Source organism: Caldibacillus debilis DSM 16016 (genome assembly GCF_000383875.1).
Classification (GTDB): Bacteria; Bacillota; Bacilli; order Bacillales; family Caldibacillaceae; genus Caldibacillus; species Caldibacillus debilis.
The window spans coordinates 90388-109481 of sequence record NZ_KB912913.1; the positions used below are offsets into that span (position 1 = coordinate 90388).

Consider the following 19094-nt stretch of genomic DNA (forward strand, 5'->3'; position numbering starts at 1 on the left):
AGCAGCTGGAAAAAAGGAATGCCGTTGAAACGAAGGATTTGAACGTGTATTACGGATCCTTCCACGCCTTGAAAAACGTCCGCTTGTCCATCAAGGAAAAAGCCGTTACGGCGCTGATCGGCCCGTCGGGCTGCGGAAAGTCCACCTTCTTGCGGACGATCAACCGGATGAACGACATGATCCCCAATTTCCGGGTGGAGGGAAAAGTGCTTGTCAAAAACAAAGATGTCTATGCCCCGGACACGGATGTGGTGGAATTGCGCAAAAACGTGGGGATGGTCTTTCAGCGCCCGAACCCTTTTCCCATGTCCATCTACGATAACGTCGCCTACGGTCCGCGCATCCACGGTATAAAAAAGAAACAGGATCTGGATATCATTGTCGAACGAAGCTTAAAATATGCGGCCCTGTGGGATGAGGTGAAAGACCGTCTTCACAAGTCGGCGCTGGGACTGTCCGGCGGCCAGCAGCAGCGGCTCGTCATCGCCCGCGTGCTGGCGGTGGAACCGGAAGTGATCCTGATGGATGAGCCGGCCTCCGCCCTCGACCCGATATCCACCGCCAAGATCGAGCAGCTGATTTTGGAATTGAAGGAAAAATACACGATCATCATCGTCACCCACAATATGCAACAGGCCGCCCGCGTCTCCGACGACACCGCCTTTTTCCTGAACGGGGAAGTCGTCGAGTTCGCCGGGACAAAGGATATGTTTACCAGACCGAAAAATCCGCAGACGGAAAGCTATATTTCCGGGCGGTTCGGATGAACGTTTCAGGATCCAAAAGGAAAGGGGTTAATCATTTTGGCCAGACCCGTCTTCGAAGAGAGATTGGAGGACTTGAATAAAACGTTATTGAACATGGGATTCCTGGTGCAGGAGGCGATCTATAAAGCGGTAAAATCGCTGACGGATAAAAATACGAGGCTTGCCCAGGAAGTGCTTCAAGACGATGAAAAAATCAACGCCTTGGAAGTGGAAATCGAGAAGAAATGTTTTGAATTGATCGCTTTGCAGCAGCCGGTCGGCAAAGATTTGCGCCGGATTGCCACCATGCTGAAAGTCTCGACGGATCTGGAACGGATGGGGGATCACGCGGTCAGCATTTCGAAAACGACCATCCGCCTGGAAAAGGAACAGTACGCCAAACCGCTGATCGACATCCCGAAAATGGCGGACATCGTGAAAGAAATGGTGCAGGAAGTATTGGAAGCCTTCGTGAATCAGGACCAGGAAAAGGCCGTGCAGGTTTCCAAGAAGGACGATCAAATCGACGAACTGTTCGGGAATATATTTATGGAAGTGTCGGAATTGATGCAAAAGAATCCCGAGATGATCCGGCAAGGTCCCTATTTTCTCCTCGTCGCCCAAAATTTGGAACGGATCGGGGATTATGTGACGAACATGTGCGAATGGATCGTTTACTTGCAGACGGCCAAACTCGTGGATTTGAACTAGCGGAAAGAAAGCAGGGCTGCCCCCTGCTTTTTTTCTGTCCGGAAGAAGGACTAAAAGAGCCGTCCATCTTCCCGAAGACCGGTATTTCTCGGAAATTCGTGCTCAACGCGGAAGAAATGGTCGGCAAGAAAATGAATGCCGCCATCCCGGAAAAAATCGCTCAACCCGTTTGAAAACTGTCGATCCGCACCGAGACGGTTTGAAAAAAATGACGGCCCTTCGGGCTTTTTTTAATAAGGATCTGCCGCCCTCCCATAGGCCCGGAGAACGGCTTTCCCTCAAAAAGCGCCCCAGGAATCATCAGGCGGCCATTCCGGCCAACAAAATCCAATGGGCCGGGTGACCGGATCAGGCCGCCTGTTCAAAGGAATCATATTTCCGTTTCCCAATGATGGAAGCTCCGCAAAAAGAACCTTCGGTTATTAGTCCGGCCCCCCGGCTCCCTTTTTCAAAGGTATTCGGGATTTCCGGCGGTGTTTCCCGCTGCCTTTCCGGGTTAGATCAGACCTTCGCGGATCGCCTTCGCCACCGCCTCCGTCCGGTTTTTCACGTTCATTTTCTGCATGATGGCGGAAACGTAGTCGCGGACCGTATATTCGCTCAAATTCAATTGGACGGCCGCTTCGAAGGTGGACAACCCCTCGGCCAAAAGCTTCAGGACCTCAATCTCCCTCGGCGAAAAATGCCTCTTTGCCTTTAACGAAATTTCATCCGAATATTTGGCCAAAATCTCGCCGGCGCTTTGGCCGAATTTGATCAGCGCATAGACGGTGTTTTGGTCGACGGTGAAGGGTTTGTTCGGTCCCTGGTCGAGGATGGCCGCTCCCAAAAGCTGGCTTTTGGCACTTAAATAGATCGGGGCGAGGACGACCGTTTTCAATTGGAAACGGCGGACGTAGCGGTCGGGAAATACCCCCTTTACGTCGGCGATATAAAGGGGCTGGATATATTTTAATTTCTTCCTGTAATTGTTTAAAAGTTTTAAGCGGTTATGGACGAGGGGCAGATTTTGAATATCTTCCGTGATGCCGCGAATCGCTTCCGTATCCAGATGCCATCCGTAAAGGCCGGCGCCGATCTGTTCGTCGCTGGAATAGGAAAAGATCGCGCACCGTTCGAAGGGCAATAATTCGACAAATCCTCCCGCGATATTTTCCAGGGCTTCCGTCAGGGAACGGGATCCGATGATTTTTTCGTTGAAAAGAATGACGGCATCTTTCCATTCCTGGGATTCCTTCGTCAGCTGAACGATTTTTTTGCTGTCTTTGAACATTTGCAGCGAAAACAGGATGAAAGGGAGGATGCGGGATGCGTCTTCCTTCGGCAGGGAGATCAGCAGGGTGCAGTCGTCATGGGGCACGGGGATCAGGGTGTATTGATCCTTTTCGTTATGATGGAAACGCCGGAGCAGGGTCTCGGAAATGCCGAAAATTGTATCCGCTTCCAAAAAATTTGTCGATGCGGCGACGGCAGGGTCTTTCGCGAAGATTTTTTCAACGGCGAACCGCTCCCCTTTTTTCCCGATGACGGCGATCGCTTCGATCGGAAGCAGGGTGGAGGCGACCATGTAGTCCAGGAAGGACTCCAGCGAATGGTTTTGCTGAAATTGCTGCAGGAAGCCTTCTTCATTGATTTTGGAAAACAAATAATGGATGGCCATATAGTCGTGGTCCGATTGCCGGGCATGCTCCTGGATGACGTTGTGAACCGTATCTTCGAGGAAGGTGACAAAGAAAGGATTGGCGTTCAATGGCCGGCTTTTGACGTGAAGCTGGGGTTTTTCTTTCTTCCAATGAAACAAACAGTGGGACAAAAAGGCGACGGTTTCTTCCAGCGCTTCCCATTTTTTTGTTCGTTTTCCCTTGAATTCGGTCAATATCTTTTGCCATTCGCGGAGGATCTCCGCTTCATATTTTTGGATCGTTTCCAGACCCTTTTGATAAACGGCGTTCATTTGTTCGTTAAGCGTAAAAGGCATGGATCCGCTCACCCCTCCTCATCCTTTTTCGGCCCTCCATTCCGGCGCGAAAAAAGCCGGTTTCCTTTCCCCGGAAAAGTTCTCCGCATTTCCGGCAACCATAATTATATCAATATTTAATAAAATTTCAATAAATAAAAAGAACAATAATTCATTATAATATTCCAATATTCAGAAAACAGAACCCCGTACGTTTGTCGGATGGATTCGTGAATAGGTACACTATTCCTATTTTTATAGGAATTGGTAATATACAGATATCTTTTTAAACTTATAAATGAACCGGTAAAAATGGATACGCTTTCAAAAAATTCTGCCCGGAGGTGACATGGAAAGAGGAGGTCCATCTATTCGCAACTCTGTTTTAAAAAATTTAAAGGAGGGATTATTATTCGTGAGTTCATTCGCAAAACTGCGATCATTTTGTTAGTAATTCCCCTTTTGTTGTTGTTTATGAACAAAGGTTACGAAGTTCATGCAGTAAAACAATCGACGTCAGTCCCTTATGTATGTATTTCAAATGTGCCTTTTATAGGGGAAATGAAGTTAAATATGCAGGTCAAAGTTACTGCTACTCTCCCAGATTTTGTGACTCCAGGAGCAGAATTCGCTTTGGAAGATTCTTTTTCGGAAGTTACATTTGGTAAAGATGAAGTTCCCTTATTAAATCTCGCTGTAAACCCTATTAAGGGTGAAGTACAAAAATTTCACTTAGAACTCGAAAATGCAACGAGCACAGATGGAAAAAATTTTGTTAATGTTGCGGAAGGTGGATTGACCATCCCTGAAACCCCTTTTGCTTCGACCGATCCATCGGTTTCTTTCCGTGTTCCTGCTGATGGGGGAATTGACGTCAATTTGAAAGCAGGTAATGAAACCGGTTCAATTATTATTAAAGCAGGAGAAATCGAAACATTATTAAATGGAAATTTGTTTGGAAATATTCACGCAACGTGTAATCCTGGGATTTATAATAAGGACACTGATGAAATAGAAGAAGTGGATGCAACGTTAAACGTCATCCCGATTCAAGAACCGACACCTGCAGACACCACGCCGCCCGTAATCACGCTGAAAGGGGATAATCCGCTGTATCTCAACGTGGGCGATGAGTTCGTCGATCCGGGCGCCACGGCCACGGACGATGTGGACGGGGACTTGACGGAACAGATCGTCGTCACCGGCAGCGTGGATACATCGAAGCCGGGCGAGTACATCTTGACTTACACGGTCTCCGATTCGGCGGGCAACGAGGCCACCGAAACAAGGACGGTCATCGTCAGGGAAGCCCAGGAACCGGACACCACGCCTCCCGTAATCACGCTGAAAGGGGATAATCCGCTGTATCTCAACGTGGGCGATGAATTCGTCGACCCGGGCGCCACGGCCACGGACGATGTGGACGGGGACTTGACGGAACAGATCGTCGTCACCGGCAGCGTGGATACATCGAAGCCGGGCGAATACACCCTGACCTACACGGTCTCCGATTCGGCGGGCAACGAGGCCACCGCAACAAGGACGGTCATCGTCAGGGAAGCCCAGGAACCGGACACCACGCCGCCCGTAATCACCCTGAAAGGGGATAATCCGCTGTATCTCAACGTGGGCGATGAGTTCGTCGATCCGGGCGCCACGGCCACGGACGATGTGGACGGGGACTTGACGGAACAGATCGTCGTCACCGGCAGCGTGGACACGTCGAAGCCGGGCGAGTACATCTTGACTTACACGGTCTCCGATTCGGCGGGCAATACGGCCTCCGTCACCCGGACGGTGATCGTCCAGGAAAAGGAAGAAGAGCAACCGCCTGCCGGGGGAAGCTGGTATTACGGGGAAGGGGCCCCGGATGAAGACTTGGGCAGCACGGGCGACCTATATTTGGACATCGCGAGCGGTGATGTGTATGTGAAGCAGGAAAACGGCTGGGTCCTTGCCTTCAACATGATCGGCGGCGACGGTTCGAAGATCTTCACCGGCACTGGCGCCCCCGCGGCCGAATTGGGCAAAGCCGGCGATTACTATCTCGATACGTCCGCCTACGATCTTTATCTGAAGGACGAATCGGGATGGAAACTGATCGGCAATCTCAAAGGGGCAAAGGGCGATGACGGCACCTCATGGCATGTCGGAGAAGGGAAACCCGACAGCTCCCTGGGACGCCCGGGAGATTTCTATATTGATGCGAAAACCGGCGATTTGTATATCAAAGATTCCGAGAACGGCTGGGTCTTCCTTCTCAGCCTGAAAGGATCGGACGAACCGGGCGGCGGCAATCCGGGCGATGACGAACCGCAAGGCGGAAATGACGATGAGCAAAATAACGGCGGCCCGTCCAATGGCAATGCCGGAAACAACGGCAGCGGCGGGAACGATAACGGCGGAGCGGATAACGGTGAAAACCAAGGCGGATCCGGGAATCCGTTGCCCGATACCGCAACGAAGGAACCGTTGCTCCTGTCCTTAGGGTTGCTGCTTACCCTGCTGGGCGGAGCCGGATGGCTGCTCCGAAGAAGGGTTTTCCAGTAAACGCTTCCGTTCCGCGCAATGCCCGTTAAGACGGGATTTGCGGAAAAAGGGAATTTCAAATGGGAGGGACTCCTTTCACCGGGAGCCTTCTCCATTTTTCTTTTTAAAAAAAATTACAGGGGGGATCGGTATGGTTCGTTTCCATAAAAAATTGATCCGTTTCCTCAGCCTTTTCCTCATTTTGTTCCTGCTTTCCCCGCAGCATCATCTTAAGCCGGCGGCGGCCGGCAAAAACCCCGTTTACTATGTCGCCCTGGGCGATTCTTTGGCGGCGGGTTACCAAAATGACGGAACGAAAACGGGAAAGGGCTATCCCTATTTTATCCAGAAAGGGTTGGCGGAAAAGGGTTATTCCGTCGAATTGGTCAATGCCGGCGTGGGAGGGTACACCACGGATGATGTCCTTCAGCAACTGATGCAGGATGCCGGCGGAATCCTGGGAAGCATACAACAGGCGGATTTCATTACGATCGACGCCGGCGCCAACGACCTGTTAAAGGCGATCGACGTTACGAAGATCAACCCGAATGATCCGGAGCAATTGCAGCAGGCGATGAATGCCGCCTTGGCGGTCCTTCAGCGGGTGGAAAGCAACATGAAAACCATTTTGGCGAAATTGAAAGAACGGAATCAAACGGCGGACATTTATGTCATGGGCTATTACAATGCCCTTCCCTATTTGGAAAATATGCAATCATTGGTCGTCCCGATCATCCAGCTGCTGAATCAAAAAATCGAAAACGCCGCCGGCGAATATGGCGCGGCCTTCATTCCCACCTTCGACCTGTTCGCGGGACGATATCCGGAATATTTGCCGAATCCGAACGACATCCATCCGAACGAAGCGGGATACCAGGCGATCGCCGCCCGTTTCCTGGAAAGGATTTGGCCGAATCTTCCCCCCGCGGAAAAGGTCCCGGTTTGGTTTTCCGGCGAAGGGACCCCCGCTCCCGGCCTTGGCGAAGAAAACGACCGCTATCTGGACACCGGGGCGCTCGATGTTTATGCAAAGACGGGCGATGGCTGGGTGAAGACCGGCAATTTGAAGGAGCAGGGGAACGGGGCGTTGCTGAAAGGGAAAGGGGAACCGGCCAAGGAGGAAGGAAAAATCGGCGATTTCTACTTCGATGAGGCTTCCCAAACCCTGTATGTAAAAGCCGATGAAGAAGTTTGGCTCAAACTCCCCGATCTCCGCCATATGCCCGGCGGTGTTCCCGGTCCCGGCGATGGGGACGGGGGAGACGGGGACGATCAGAATCCGGGCGATACGGATCCGGGAAAGGACGGGAACAACGGACAGGATGACGGGCGGGGTAATGCCGGAAGACCGGACGGCGGACAGGATCAAAATCCGGCGGATCCGAACGGGCCCAATCCGCACGGCGGCCAAGGGCATGAAGATGCGGGAGACGCCGGCGGGGGCGCGCAACAGGACGCCCAGCCCTCCGACGACACGGGGAAGACCCTTCCCGATACGGGAACGGCCGATCCCGGACGGGCGCTGATCGGCCTTCTGTTCATGGCCGCGGGGCTCGCGTTCTTCTTGGCGGGAAGAAAAATCCCGTCCCCGTAAAAATCCCCTATTTTTGTAGGATAGGTTTTTCGGTGTTTTTTCTTTAGAATAAATAGAGGAATATAAAAATTTTCAATCTTTTGGAAATATCGCCGCCGAACAAGAAGCTGCACAGGCCCGTACCTGGGGAAAGGGGGGAAGGGAGTGGAGATGGAAAGAAAGGTTGTCGGGCGGACAAGCGGAAAAAAATTTCTCGCGGCGCTCTTGACCGGACTGGTCTTTTTCGGGGTAATTATCGGCGCCTTCGGGTTTACGGGCACCTTTTTCGCCATGCCGCTGGGCGGAATGGGCGATTTTTACGTCACCTTTGACAGGCTGGAGGGGACCGGGTTTGAATTAACTCCCCACATGGGGGAAACGGGGAACGCCGACCAGGTGCCCCTGGTGAGAAACCGGATCGGTTCGGCTGTCGTTGAAAACTTGCGGATTTATAAAGACATCAAGCTGCCGGCCGGGAAATGGATCCGGATCAACATTCAAACGGAACGTCCGGCAAAGATTGAAGGTTTGATCCAGGATGCCCGATTTGTCGATGCGGACATTCAATTCCACGACTTGGCCGTGAAGCAGAAAAACACGACCGGAAGCGGCGAAGAGACGGCCTACGGGCAAAATTGGACGCAGAATGCCGAATCGGTAACCATCACGGGCGGGAAAATCGTAACGGATTATTTGTTCCAAAACATGGTTTCGCTGCAGAATGCCGACATATGGATCGAAAGCATCGACGGGCCTGATCTTTCCGACGATGAAAGCGGTAACACCGGCGGCGCGGGAAGCGGCCGGAACGGGGGGCCGCCGGGAGGGGAGATTCCCGGAAGCGGCAAACTTCCGGACACGGCGAAAAATCTGTTTTTCCCGCTGATGGCCGGAACGGCGGTCATCATGATTGCCCTTTTGCTTTTCTACGGAAGGCGGAAGGGGAAAGTTTTGGAAAAATCATAACCGGATCCGGCCTGCCGAAGGGCCGGAGCGGTGTCCATGAAAATTTACAATTGGGGTGAATGGTATGGAAATGGGTCGTGACCAAAAGTTGACGGTTGGCCGCGTTTGGAAAAAGAAATTTTTCATCGCCCTCTTCACCGGATTTTTCTCCCTGTTCCTGTTGATCGCCGCTTTCGGGTTTACAGGGAGCGCCTTGGCGCTGCCCCTCGGGGGCATCGGCGATTTCATCGTCGAATTTGACGAATTGCAAGGTTCGGATTTCGAGCTCCTGCCGCACATGGGAGAGACGGGGAATGCCGACCAGTCCCCGATGGTGAGAAACAAGATGGGAGAAGCGAAGATTAAAGGACTCCACATCTATAAAGATTTAAAAATGCCCACCGGCCAATGGGTAAGATTTCATGTCCGCGCCGAAGGGGAAACCACCATCAAAGGCCTGATCCAGGATGCGAGATTCATCCATGCCAACTTGAGTTTCGAAGGGCTTTCCATCGTGGAAAAAAATACGGAGAACTTTGCGGAAAACTGGACGCAGAGCGCCAAAAAAATCACCATTACCGATGCGAAGCTGATTACCGACTATTTGTTCCAGTCGATGGTTTCCTTGAAAGGGGCAAAGATTTCCACCGAACTGATCGATCAGCCGGAAATCATCGAACAATGATGCCTCCCAAAGACGGGAAGGGGGATCTGAATGAATAGAAGAGAAAAAAGAAGATTGAAAAGGGAAGAAAAGCTGCGGAAGGCCTATGAAAGATTGGCGGAGGGCGGGAGATTCGCCCGCTGGAAAAACGAAAGGCCTTTTTGGGGCGGCGTTCTTTCCATTTTATCCGCCCTCGTGATCCTGTACATCCCGCTGCATTTGTACGCCATCGCCTTCATTCCCGGGACCTTCGTATTCATCGGCTTCCTTTTTGGGGGACTGCTGCTGATCCTCGGCATCTTTTCCTTGATTTACCCCCAATTTTCAACCGTTTTCGGGGTGATTGTCATTTTTCTTTCCGTCCTCTCCATCATGGGGGCGTTAGGCGGTTTTCTGATCGGAACGATCCTCGGGATTGTTTCCGGCTCCTTGCTGGTCGGATGGGAAAGGCATGAAGTCGACCTTTCCGGTTTCGGGCCGGGCGCCGGCGGCAGCCGGAAGGGAGAACCTGCCCCCTCCGTCCCGGACGCCGGCACGGGATCGCTGCAGGCGTGAAGAACAGAAAATCAGGAAAACAGGTGAATTTCGATGAAGAAACGTTTCCATAAACGTAGGATTCTGCTGTTCCTTTTTGCCGTCTCCTTCCTCTTGTCCATCTCTCTTGATTTCCCGGTCAATGCGGATGACCGGCCGGAACAGGGGGAATCCGGCGGCGGCTTTACCGTTACGGCCGACAAAGTGGAAGGGGCGATGGATTTACTCGGGGCGCTGACGGGGAAGATCGACATCCAAGAAGGGAATATTTACGGATTGACCATTGCAAAAACCTTGCAAAAAAAGGGGGATCGGGAACCCTTTGTCATCCAAATCCGTTCCGCCGGAATCGTCTCCGTGAAAAATTTGAAGGGGGAAACCCACGGCGGGACCCTGCCTTCCTTTACGGGTTTCTGCCAGCCGAGCAAAGCGGGATGGATCTGCCTGGAAAACGTGGTCATGACGGTGACCAGCCAATCCGCCGAAGGGATCGTTTTGCCCGACGCCCGCATCACGTCCTGCTACGAATCCGAATGCCACAGACAGGCGGCGATGAAGCATGCGGGGGAAAATATGGCCGAACAAATACGGAAAAGCCAGGCGGATCTTGCGGCCCTTTCCCGCGGGCTGGAAGACGATCTGCATCAGGCGCAGGATCTGGAAAAGGCGTTGGCGGAATCTTCCGCCAGGCTGGATGAGGTGCTGAAAGCAGGGAAGGCGGATGAATTGGCGGTTTTGCTTGCCGAAATCGAAAAGAGCTTGACATCCGATCCGGGGGAAGAAGATGGCGGGCAGGGAACGGGAGAAAAACCGCCGGAGCCGCCGATCGGTGAAGCGGAAAAACTGCTGCGGGCATTGGAAGAAGACCATACATGGCTGAAGGAAAAAACCGAAGAATTGGAAACCGCCCTAACCGGTATCAAGGGGCGGCTGGAAAAGGCGGAAAGCACCTTGGCCGCATTAAAACAAACCGGAAAACTTTCCCCGGGAGCCCAAGATCCGGCCGGTCCTTCTTCCGGCCAGACGGCGAAGGATGCAGGGAACAGCGGATTGCTTGGGGCCGAAAACCGATGGAAGGCGTTGAAGGATAAATGGGCTTCCTTGGACATGCAGTTTCGGTCGTTCAAGGAAAAATGGGCGGAATTCGACCGGACATTCACCGGGCTTCGGAAAAGATGGGAGCAAGTGGAACAGGCATTCGAAGCGGAATCTTAAGTCCGCGGAACCAAACGGAACAGGCATCGTCAAAGGCTGCATCTCGGCCGGCGATAGCAAGAAGGCCGTTTCTCCTGCGACGGGAAACGGCTTTTTCCTGCCTTTCGGGACCATGATGGGGAAGAAGAAACAAGAACCGGGCGTTCCGGCGATCGGGTGAAAATCCGATAAGCATCCTTAACCTTTTGCACGATTACGGCTATCGGGCCCGCGGGACTCGCGCCGACACCGGGTCCGCGCCCCGGAAAAGGTTTTTCCCTCCGCCAGGAACGGTCTTTTCCGCTCGTTTCCCGGCCCCCGGCCGCGCCGGCGAAACGGGGAAGACGGCCATGCGCTTCCTTCCCGCCTGCTCCCGTCCGGTCCTGTTCCGCAAGGGAGGGTGCTTTCGCCGGAGCGGAAACCAAAAAGACGTACAATTTTCGGAAAAAATGAAATCCCTCCTTTTTCGACACGACTAAGTACGGAATACCTTTTTCCCGAAAAAATTTTTATGATGTACATACACCGGCAATTGGTGATTCCATAGGCAAAGGAGGATGCTTCATGACGGAAATTGGAGAAATCTTTCAAAGGATCGGCGGAAAATTGAAAGCGGATCCATCCCTGACAAAAGGGCTTGCCGCCGTCTATCAATTCCAATTCCACGATGACGGCTCGGTTTTCCAGCTGATCCTGAACGGAGAAAACAGCCGGATCGAAAAAAAGGAAGCGGAATCTCCCCAATGCACGCTCGTGATGACGAAGGAAGATTTCATCCGAATGACGGAGGGGAATTTAAACGGAACCAAGGCGTTCATGAGCGGCCGCTTGAAAATCAAAGGGGACATGGGCCTCGCCCTGAAACTGCAGGATTTGTTCGCCTCTTTCCGGAAGGCGGCCAACGGATGAGACCCGGATATGATGCGATGGGGAGGAACTGCCGTTGATCTCTTTTCAACCGACCGAAGAGCAAAGGGCGTTCGCGGAAATGGCGAAACAAGTGGCCGTGGAAAGGATCCGGCCGCAGGCAAAGGCTTTTGAAAAGGCGGGTCAAATCCCCGGAAGTTTCATTGCCGAACTGGAGGAACTCGGCTTTTTGGCCATGGAGCTGCCGGCGGAATGGCACGGCCTGGAACTTCCTTTGGCGACCCAGTCCCTCATCTGGAAAGGCCTCGCCTACGGCGATCTTGCCGTGGCGCAAAGCCTTCCCGGCGCCGGGGACGCCGCCTCGGTCCTCCGTTTCCTGCCGGATCTGGAAAAATTAAGGAGGGTCAAAGAACAGTTCGTTGCCGGAAAGGGGAAGACGATCGCCTTCATCGACGCCGGAAGCGGCCCGGAATATCCGGGGAGCCCGCTGCGGCTGGAAAAAAGGGGGAAGGGGTACCTTCTCGACGGAAGATCGGCACCGGTCAGGCTGGCCGCCTTCAGCGATTTTCTCATGGTTGCGGCGGCGGATGCATCCGGTGAAGAGTTGCTGCTGTTCCTGGAGGAAGGGGATTCATGGGAGGCGGAAGGAGGAAACGGCCGTTTGGGGCTGTCAACCGCCGGGATCGCCTCAGTCGTCTTCCGGGAGGCGGAGATCGGCGAAGGGCAAATTTTGGCGAAGGGAAGGGAAGCCCGCGAGCTCCTCGAAAAAGCAAGGACGCGGATCCGGATCCTCGAAGCCGCGAAGGAAACCGGGCTGATGGAGGCGGCGCTCGACTACGCCACGGCGTATACCGCGGAAAGGAAGGCGTTCGGGCAGGAAATCGCCAAATTCCAAGGAGTTTCCTTCCGGATCGCCGATATGGCGATCGAGTTAAGGGCGGCGGAACTCCTCGTCCTGGAAAGCGCCATGAAAGCGGAGGAAGATCCCGCCCGCGGGCAAAGCCTTGCGAATCGCGCCCTGTCCAGGGCCCACCGGGCGCTCCGATATATCACCGATTCCGCCGTGCAGCTTCTGGGCGGGCACGGATACGTCCAAGAATATCCGGTGGAAAAATGGATGCGGGATGCCCAGGCCCAGGTGATGCTGTACGGCAGGGAACGGGAGCTTCTGTTGGAGCGGGGCGAACATCTCATCGCCGGAGACAAGGGGGTGGCCGTTTCATGATTTCCTTCGAATTGTCGGAACGCCAGAAACAGATGCAGGAATTGGCCCATTGGTTTGCCGAACACGAAATCCGGCCCATCGCCATGGAGGCGGAGCGGTTAAAACAAGTCCCCGGCGATTGGCTGGAAAAGGTGAACAAAATGGGGATCCATTTAAACCCGTCTTCTTTTGCGGGAGGCAGGGGAAAAAGCGGGGGTACGAAAAAAGAGAACGAGGCGAACCGGATGGGGGTGATTGCCATGGAGGAGCTGGCCTGGGGGGATGCGGCCGTAACGTTGTCCCTCCCCGGGCCGGGGCTGGGCGGACCGCCCATCCAGACGAGCGGAACGGACGAACAAAAGGAGCGGTTTCTCTCCATCTTTACCGCCGATGAACCCCGCTGGGGCGCCTGCGCCTTGACCGAACCGGAAGCGGGATCGGACGCTTCCGCCATCCGGACGACGGCGCGGAAGACGGAAGGCGGGTATATTTTGAACGGACAAAAAATATTTATTACCAACGGCGCCCGGGCCTCCTGGGTGGTCGTGTTCGCCACGGTGGATCCCGGGCTGGGAAGGCTGGGGCAGCGGGCGTTCGTCGTCGAAAAGGGGACGAAGGGGTTCAGCGCACCGAAGATCGTGGAAAAAATGGGGCTGCGCGCCAACGAAACCGCCGAGCTGCTGTTTGAAGACTGTTTTGTCCCCGAGGAAAACCTGCTCGGGGGAGAAGCGCTTTACGAAAGGAAGGCGGCGAAAACGGCGGGCTTTCAAGTGGCGATGAAAACTTTCGACAGCACCCGGCCGATCGTCGCCGCCATGGCCGTCGGCATCGCCCGGGCCGCCTTTGAATATACCCTCGATTTGGTAAAACGGGAATTTCCGAAGCAAGGGAAATTTTATCGGCTGGCGGCCGAGCTGCTCGCCGAGGCCGAACAGGATATCGCCGCGGCCCGGCTGCTGACATGGGAAGCGGCCTGGAAGGCGGATCTCGGGATGGAAAACGCAAAAGAAGCCGCCATGTGCAAGGCCTTTGCAGGGAAAATGGCCCTGGCCGTCTGCGCGAAATGCCTGGAATTGTTGGGGCCGGCGGGGCTTCAGGATCACCCGGTGGAAAAATGGTACCGGGACGTGAAAGTGTTCGATATTTTTGAAGGGACCAACGAAATCCAGCATCTGGTCATCGCCCGGCGGCAATACGCCCCTTACCGAATCCGCGTCTGATCGGTTTTGCGTTCGAAAAACCCGGTTTTGAAAATCAAGGGGGGCGGGCAATGCGGAAAGGGGCAGCGGATCCCGCAAAGGAAACGGAATGGGCAGGAAGCATCGTTAGCGCACCTTCGGCCGGATCCGGAACCGCTGTATTAGGGAGGAACCGCGTCCTGCGCAAGGGAACCTTGTTTCTGTGCATCCGGTGCAAGTAACGCCATTTAAACCGGCGGATAACGGACGCCAAGGCATGCGTGTCGTGCCGAATAGCTTCGGAAATCCGCCGCATCGACTTGCCCGCCGCCCGTGAAAGGAGGAAAAACGTGTCCTATCAAACGCTCGAGATCCGAAAACGGGAGAAAGGGGTTGCTTGGATGATCATCAACAACCCTCCTGTCAACACCATTACCGAAACGTTGATGAACGAACTGGAGGACGCCGCCGGCCGGCTGGCCGACGATGACGCCGTCCGCGTCCTCGTTATCGCCTCGGCCCATCCGAAAATCTTCCTTGCCGGGGCCGATTTAAAGGCGATGATCGAAGACGGCGCGGCCCTTGCCGGGCAGGAGAACGGAATCGAAAAGGGCAGCGCGAGGATGCAGCGCTGTTTCCAAAAAATTGCCGAATTGCCGAAGCCGGTCATCGCCGCCATCAACGGCCATGCCTTGGGCGGAGGCTGCGAGCTCGCCTTGGCCTGCGATTTCCGCTTCATGGGGAAGGGAAAGATCGGCTTGACGGAAGTTTCCCTCGGGATCATCCCCGGAGCGGGGGGCACCCAGCGGCTGACCAAATTGCTGGGGAGGGCGAAGGCGACGGAACTGATCTTCACCGCCAAACGCCTGGAGGCGCAGGATGCCGAACGGATCGGCCTCATCCACCGGGCGGTGGAACCGGACCGGCTGGAAGAGGAAACGGAGGCGTTTGCCGAAGAATTGGCGGAAGGCGCCGTAAAAGCCATGGGTTTGGCGAAACGGGCGATAGGGGCGGCGGATCTTCCTTTGGAAGAGGGATTGGCGGCGGAGGCGAAGGCCTTTGCCGAAACCTTTCGGACGGAAGAACCGGCCATCGGATTGTCCGCCTTTTTCAATAAGGAGAAACCGCGGTTTATCTAGCCGGACACAAATGATATTCGGAAGAAGGTGGAAACATGTCTTCATGGAATGAGCTGCTAAAGGGAAGGGTTGCGGTTGTAACCGGCGCCTCCAGGGGAATCGGCCGGGCGACGGCCCTCGCCCTGGCGGAAGCCGGTGCCGATGTGGTCATAACCGATATCCTGCTGGAGTCGGACGGGGAAAGGGAAAGAACCGCCGAAAAATACGGGCCGATGGCACAAATCATGCAGAGCGCAAATGTCATCTATACGGAAAAAACAGCGAAGGAAATCCGGGAGATGGGCCGCAGGTCCATCGCCCTCAAGATGGACGTCACCGACAGGGAACAGGTCAAAGCCGTCTTCGCCAAAGTGAAGGAAGAATTCGGGAAGATTGACATTTTGGTCAACAACGCCGGAACGCTGGATCATGTGTCCCAGATCGAGGATCAAAACGATGACCTCTGGCAAAGGGACTTAAACGTCAATTTGACCGGCACTTACAATTGCACCAAAGCCGTCTGGCCCTACATGAAGGAGCAAAAATACGGAAAGATCGTCAATCTTTCATCGGTGGCGGGAACCCTCGGCGGCTTCGGACAGGCGAGCTATTCGGCGTCGAAGGGCGGCATTTTAAGCTTTACAAAAAGCATGGCCCTGGAAGGGGCCCGGCACGGCATCAACGTGAACGCCATCGTGCCGGGAATCATCGGGACGGAAGCCTTCCAGATGAACAATCCGGCGATGAACGAACGGATGATCAAACGCACCGCCTTCCGGCGGCCGGGCAGGCCGGAGGACATCGCCAATGCCGTCACCTTTTTGGCGTCGGACAAAGCCGGCTACATTACCGGTATCGGCCTGAACGTTTCCGGAGGCATCGAACTGTTTACCTTTTAAAGCCGCCTGCGCAAGCGGACCGTCTCCGGAACCGAAAAACCAATCTCAGAGAAAGGAAGTTGGCCACATGAGGGAAGTCGTCATTGTCGACGCGCTGCGAACGGCCATCGGGAAAAAGCGGGGAGCCCTTTCCGGGGTCCATCCCGTCGATTTGCTCGCTCCCGTCCTGAAAGCCCTGGTGGAGCGCAACGGGATCGATCCGATGGAAATCGACGACGTCATCGCCGGCTGTGTCACGATGACCGGCGAACAGGGAGGGAATATCGGGAGGATGGCGGTGCTGGCCAGCGGCCTCCCGGTGGACGTTCCCGCCTATTCCATCAACCGGATGTGCGGATCCAGCCAGCAGGCGATCCACTGCGCCGCCCAAGCGATTTTGGCCGGGGACAGCGATATCGTCATCGCCTGCGGGGTGGAAAGCATGTCCCGGGTGCCGATGGGAAGCGATCTGGGAGATTTCAGCGAGCAGCTTCTGGAAAAATATCAGGTCGTTCCCCAGGGGATGTCGGCGGAATGGATCGCCCAACACTGGAATTTGTCGAGGACCGAGCTCGATGAATTTTCCCTGGAGAGCCACCGGAAGGCGGCCGAGGCCACGGACAAAGGCTGGTTCCAACGGGAAATCCTGCCGCTCGCGGCAAACGGGGTGGAAGTAAAAACCGATGAAGGGATCCGCCGCGATACGAGCATGGAAAAATTGGCGGGGCTTTCCCCCTCCTTCCTTCCGGACTCGGGGGTGATCACCGCCGGCAATTCAAGCCAGATCAGCGACGGGGCAGCCGGGGTATTGCTCATGTCGAAGGAAAAGGCGGAAAAGCTCGGGCTGAAACCGAGGGCGAAGATCATCGCGCGGGCGGCCGTCGGCGTGGATCCGGTCATGATGCTGACCGGCGTCATCCCCGTGACAAGAAAGGTGTTGCAAAGGGCCGGCCTTCGCCTCGAACAGATCGACGTGATCGAAATAAACGAGGCCTTCGCCTCCGTCGTGAAGGCTTGGGAGCGGGAAATTCATCCCGACATGAAAAAGGTGAATCCCCGCGGTGGTGCCATCGCCCTCGGCCATCCTTTAGGGGCGAGCGGGGCGAGGATTTTAACGACGTTGCTCCATGCGCTGGAGGACATGGACGGCAGATACGGCCTTCAGGTGATGTGCATCGGGTTCGGCATGGCGACGGGAACGGTCATCGAACGATTATAATTCATTGGCATCTTCCCGGGAAAAATCAGCGTCACCATGGTCAAAGGCGCCCGTTAGAATCATCGGCATGTTCCCGGGAAACCCGGCTGCGCAACGGCACAAGATGCGGCTGATTGGCCATGAAGCAGCCGCACCTTCGCATGAAATCCTTTTCATAACGATCGAAAGGAATGGAGGAGATGGGAATGCGTTTTGCAAGACCAAGCACCGAGGAAGTGTTCGCCATGATCGATGCCGCCTTGAAACATGATCCGGCCGCGGCGAAGGGAAAAGAAGGGGTCTATCAATTCGACCTGCAAGGGGAGGATGGCGGCATCTTTCAGATGATCATCGATGAAAACGGCGGCAGGGCGGTGAAAGGGGCCGAGAAAGAACCGAACGTCATCTTGATCCTGGAAGCGGATCATTTTAAAGACTTGGTGGCTAAGGAATTGAACCCCACCGTCGCCTTCATGAGCGGAAAACTGAAAATTAAAGGGAATATGGGGCTCGCCTTGAAGCTGCAAACCTTGCTGAATTCGGTCAATTTTTAAGCAGTCTTGCATTCGGCGGGCGCAACCGATCTTCCTCTCGCTTATCATCCCGCCGGCTGGCGGCTTGATAAGGTCCGGGAGCGCGGGAGATTCCGGCGGACCGGCCTGCCCCTTTAAATACTTTCTGCCCGGCAATATCGAAATAGCCATCCGGGATTCCGGCGGACCGCGAGCCCCTGTGAACGGTTTTCCGACGGGAATTGATCCGAACCGTCCGTTCCGGGCGGCCGACACACCCGAAGGCCGGAAAGCAACCGCCCGCTTTATGAATCCGTCCGATTCGGGAAGAAAGGGGAATGGGAATGGCCCATGATCATTTTCAAACGGTGGAGGGCCAGTTAAATTGGAACGCTCCGATGTTCAAACTCTATGAGAAGGCAAAAAGGAACGGAAAATGGGATCCGGCGGAGATCGATTTCAGCCGCGACAAAACCGATTATGGGAAGATGACCGATGATGAAAAAATGGTCATCCTTCCCCTCATCGCATCCTTTGCCGGCGGGGAGGAGGCGGTGACCATCGATATTCTTCCCATGGTTCAGGCGCTGGCGAGGCAAGGGCGGCTGGAAGACACCCTGTATTTAACGACCTTCATGTTTGACGAGGCGAAACATACGGAACTTTTTTCCCGGTGGCAAAGGGAGATCGGCATCGGCGGCATCAATCTTTCAGCCTTTCACGGGGACAGCTACAAACGGATTTTTTACGAGGAGCTGCCGGAGCGGATGGAACGGCTGTATACGGATGATTCCCCGGAAGCAATCATCCGGGCGGCGACCATCTACAACATGGTGGTGGAAGGGATTCTGGCGGAGACCGGCTATTATTCGTTCCGGCAAATTTTTAAAAAGGCCGGTTTGTTTCCGGGGATTTTACGGGGGATCGATTATTTGAACAGGGACGAAGGGCGCCACCTTCATTTCGGGATCTACACGATTCAACGGCTGATCGCCGGCAATGAAAAAAATTTCCGGCTGTTCATCGGGGATATGGATGAATTGTGGCCCCATGCCTACGGAGTCATCGATTATCTGACGACCTTGTACGAACTGCAGATGGCCCAGGAGTGGGTGCGGTCGTCCCTCGTCTTTGACGCCGGACTCATGAGGGAATACGCGAAGAAACAGTTTGAGATCCGCAAACGCCAAGTCGAACGGGGGAGACGGTACGAAAACGCGGCCGAATTGGATGAAGCATGGGCGAGAGCGGTGGAGCGGAAAACGTCGTTTTAAGGGGGATGGGAG

The 19094-nt window shown here is 54.7% G+C and carries 18 protein-coding genes; 17 read left to right on the forward strand and 1 reads right to left on the reverse strand.

Features of this window, described 5'->3' with window-relative positions; all coding sequences use genetic code 11:
• Nucleotides 1–5 precede the first annotated feature (5 nt).
• The 3 genes from pstB to A3EQ_RS22570 are packed head-to-tail and all read left to right on the forward strand — an operon-like array spanning nucleotide 6 to nucleotide 1630.
• Nucleotides 6–767, forward strand: coding sequence for a phosphate ABC transporter ATP-binding protein PstB (gene pstB, locus A3EQ_RS0115140; protein ID WP_026500000.1), 762 nt, complete (start codon nucleotides 6–8; stop codon nucleotides 765–767).
• A gap of 36 nt (nucleotides 768–803) precedes the next feature.
• Nucleotides 804–1457 (forward strand): phosphate signaling complex protein PhoU, encoded by a 654-nt coding sequence (gene phoU, locus A3EQ_RS0115145; RefSeq protein WP_020156003.1) that lies wholly within the window; start codon nucleotides 804–806, stop codon nucleotides 1455–1457.
• Complete coding sequence (locus A3EQ_RS22570; RefSeq protein ID WP_153017706.1) at nucleotides 1412–1630, forward strand: hypothetical protein; 219 nt, start codon at nucleotides 1412–1414, stop codon at nucleotides 1628–1630. Before phoU ends, A3EQ_RS22570 begins: the two co-directional genes overlap by 46 nt.
• Before the next feature lie 323 nt (nucleotides 1631–1953).
• Here the strand turns inward: A3EQ_RS22570 and A3EQ_RS0115155 are convergent, their stop codons facing one another.
• Complete coding sequence (locus tag A3EQ_RS0115155) at nucleotides 1954–3435, reverse strand: helix-turn-helix transcriptional regulator (RefSeq protein ID WP_020156005.1); 1482 nt, start codon at nucleotides 3433–3435, stop codon at nucleotides 1954–1956.
• A gap of 999 nt (nucleotides 3436–4434) precedes the next feature.
• On the opposite strand from A3EQ_RS0115155, the gene A3EQ_RS21830 reads away from it, so the two are divergent.
• The 14 genes from A3EQ_RS21830 to A3EQ_RS0115250 all read left to right on the forward strand — a co-directional run bounded on the left by A3EQ_RS21830 (nucleotide 4435) and on the right by A3EQ_RS0115250 (nucleotide 19082).
• Entirely contained in the window at nucleotides 4435–5964 is a 1530-nt protein-coding gene (locus A3EQ_RS21830) for a DUF5011 domain-containing protein (RefSeq protein WP_169382715.1), read from the forward strand.
• Between the two features lie 130 nt (nucleotides 5965–6094).
• Nucleotides 6095–7537, forward strand: a complete 1443-nt coding sequence (locus A3EQ_RS0115175) for a GDSL-type esterase/lipase family protein (protein WP_020156009.1) — start codon at nucleotides 6095–6097, stop codon at nucleotides 7535–7537.
• 150 nt (nucleotides 7538–7687) lie between these two features.
• Entirely contained in the window at nucleotides 7688–8482 is a 795-nt protein-coding gene (locus tag A3EQ_RS21285) for a DUF6230 family protein (RefSeq protein ID WP_020156010.1), read from the forward strand.
• 64 nt (nucleotides 8483–8546) lie between these two features.
• Nucleotides 8547–9146: a DUF6230 family protein gene (locus A3EQ_RS0115185; protein WP_020156011.1), complete on the forward strand. Its 600-nt coding sequence runs from the start codon at nucleotides 8547–8549 to the stop codon at nucleotides 9144–9146.
• A 30-nt stretch (nucleotides 9147–9176) separates the two neighbouring features.
• On the forward strand, nucleotides 9177–9680 hold the full coding sequence (locus tag A3EQ_RS21290; protein ID WP_020156012.1) for a DUF6114 domain-containing protein: 504 nt from the start codon (nucleotides 9177–9179) through the stop codon (nucleotides 9678–9680).
• Between the two features lie 33 nt (nucleotides 9681–9713).
• On the forward strand, nucleotides 9714–10874 hold the full coding sequence (locus tag A3EQ_RS0115195) for a hypothetical protein (RefSeq protein ID WP_020156013.1): 1161 nt from the start codon (nucleotides 9714–9716) through the stop codon (nucleotides 10872–10874).
• A gap of 543 nt (nucleotides 10875–11417) precedes the next feature.
• Nucleotides 11418–11762, forward strand: coding sequence for an SCP2 sterol-binding domain-containing protein (locus A3EQ_RS0115205; RefSeq protein WP_020156015.1), 345 nt, complete (start codon nucleotides 11418–11420; stop codon nucleotides 11760–11762).
• Nucleotides 11763–11796: 34 nt separating this feature from the next.
• Nucleotides 11797–12945: an acyl-CoA dehydrogenase family protein gene (locus A3EQ_RS0115210; protein ID WP_020156016.1), complete on the forward strand. Its 1149-nt coding sequence runs from the start codon at nucleotides 11797–11799 to the stop codon at nucleotides 12943–12945.
• Complete coding sequence (locus A3EQ_RS0115215; protein WP_020156017.1) at nucleotides 12942–14144, forward strand: acyl-CoA dehydrogenase family protein; 1203 nt, start codon at nucleotides 12942–12944, stop codon at nucleotides 14142–14144. Before A3EQ_RS0115210 ends, A3EQ_RS0115215 begins: the two co-directional genes overlap by 4 nt.
• Before the next feature lie 308 nt (nucleotides 14145–14452).
• Nucleotides 14453–15241, forward strand: coding sequence for an enoyl-CoA hydratase/isomerase family protein (locus tag A3EQ_RS0115225; protein ID WP_020156019.1), 789 nt, complete (start codon nucleotides 14453–14455; stop codon nucleotides 15239–15241).
• A gap of 35 nt (nucleotides 15242–15276) precedes the next feature.
• Nucleotides 15277–16119 (forward strand): SDR family NAD(P)-dependent oxidoreductase, encoded by an 843-nt coding sequence (locus tag A3EQ_RS0115230; protein WP_020156020.1) that lies wholly within the window; start codon nucleotides 15277–15279, stop codon nucleotides 16117–16119.
• Between the two features lie 67 nt (nucleotides 16120–16186).
• On the forward strand, nucleotides 16187–17317 hold the full coding sequence (locus A3EQ_RS0115235) for a thiolase family protein (protein ID WP_020156021.1): 1131 nt from the start codon (nucleotides 16187–16189) through the stop codon (nucleotides 17315–17317).
• A gap of 185 nt (nucleotides 17318–17502) precedes the next feature.
• A complete protein-coding gene (locus A3EQ_RS0115240) occupies nucleotides 17503–17850 on the forward strand; it encodes an SCP2 sterol-binding domain-containing protein (RefSeq protein ID WP_040369565.1) in 348 nt (115 codons plus the stop codon).
• A 296-nt stretch (nucleotides 17851–18146) separates the two neighbouring features.
• Nucleotides 18147–19082: a R2-like ligand-binding oxidase gene (locus tag A3EQ_RS0115250; RefSeq protein WP_081626250.1), complete on the forward strand. Its 936-nt coding sequence runs from the start codon at nucleotides 18147–18149 to the stop codon at nucleotides 19080–19082.
• The last annotated feature ends 12 nt before the right edge of the window (nucleotides 19083–19094 follow it).

Bases quoted from the DNA above. Each gene is read 5' to 3' on its own strand.
- A3EQ_RS22570 (WP_153017706.1), top strand. From the start codon at position 1,412: ATGGATCGTTTACTTGCAGACGGCCAAACTCGTGGATTTGAACTAGCG.
- A3EQ_RS0115155 (WP_020156005.1), bottom strand. From the start codon at position 3,435: ATGCCTTTTACGCTTAACGAACAAATGAACGCCGTTTATCAAAAGGGT.
- A3EQ_RS0115175 (WP_020156009.1), top strand. From the start codon at position 6,095: ATGGTTCGTTTCCATAAAAAATTGATCCGTTTCCTCAGCCTTTTCCTC.
- A3EQ_RS21285 (WP_020156010.1), top strand. From the start codon at position 7,688: ATGGAAAGAAAGGTTGTCGGGCGGACAAGCGGAAAAAAATTTCTCGCG.
- A3EQ_RS0115185 (WP_020156011.1), top strand. From the start codon at position 8,547: ATGGAAATGGGTCGTGACCAAAAGTTGACGGTTGGCCGCGTTTGGAAA.
- A3EQ_RS21290 (WP_020156012.1), top strand. From the start codon at position 9,177: ATGAATAGAAGAGAAAAAAGAAGATTGAAAAGGGAAGAAAAGCTGCGG.
- A3EQ_RS0115195 (WP_020156013.1), top strand. From the start codon at position 9,714: ATGAAGAAACGTTTCCATAAACGTAGGATTCTGCTGTTCCTTTTTGCC.
- A3EQ_RS0115205 (WP_020156015.1), top strand. From the start codon at position 11,418: ATGACGGAAATTGGAGAAATCTTTCAAAGGATCGGCGGAAAATTGAAA.
- A3EQ_RS0115215 (WP_020156017.1), top strand. From the start codon at position 12,942: ATGATTTCCTTCGAATTGTCGGAACGCCAGAAACAGATGCAGGAATTG.
- A3EQ_RS0115230 (WP_020156020.1), top strand. From the start codon at position 15,277: ATGTCTTCATGGAATGAGCTGCTAAAGGGAAGGGTTGCGGTTGTAACC.
- A3EQ_RS0115235 (WP_020156021.1), top strand. From the start codon at position 16,187: ATGAGGGAAGTCGTCATTGTCGACGCGCTGCGAACGGCCATCGGGAAA.
- A3EQ_RS0115240 (WP_040369565.1), top strand. From the start codon at position 17,503: ATGCGTTTTGCAAGACCAAGCACCGAGGAAGTGTTCGCCATGATCGAT.
- A3EQ_RS0115250 (WP_081626250.1), top strand. From the start codon at position 18,147: ATGGGAATGGCCCATGATCATTTTCAAACGGTGGAGGGCCAGTTAAAT.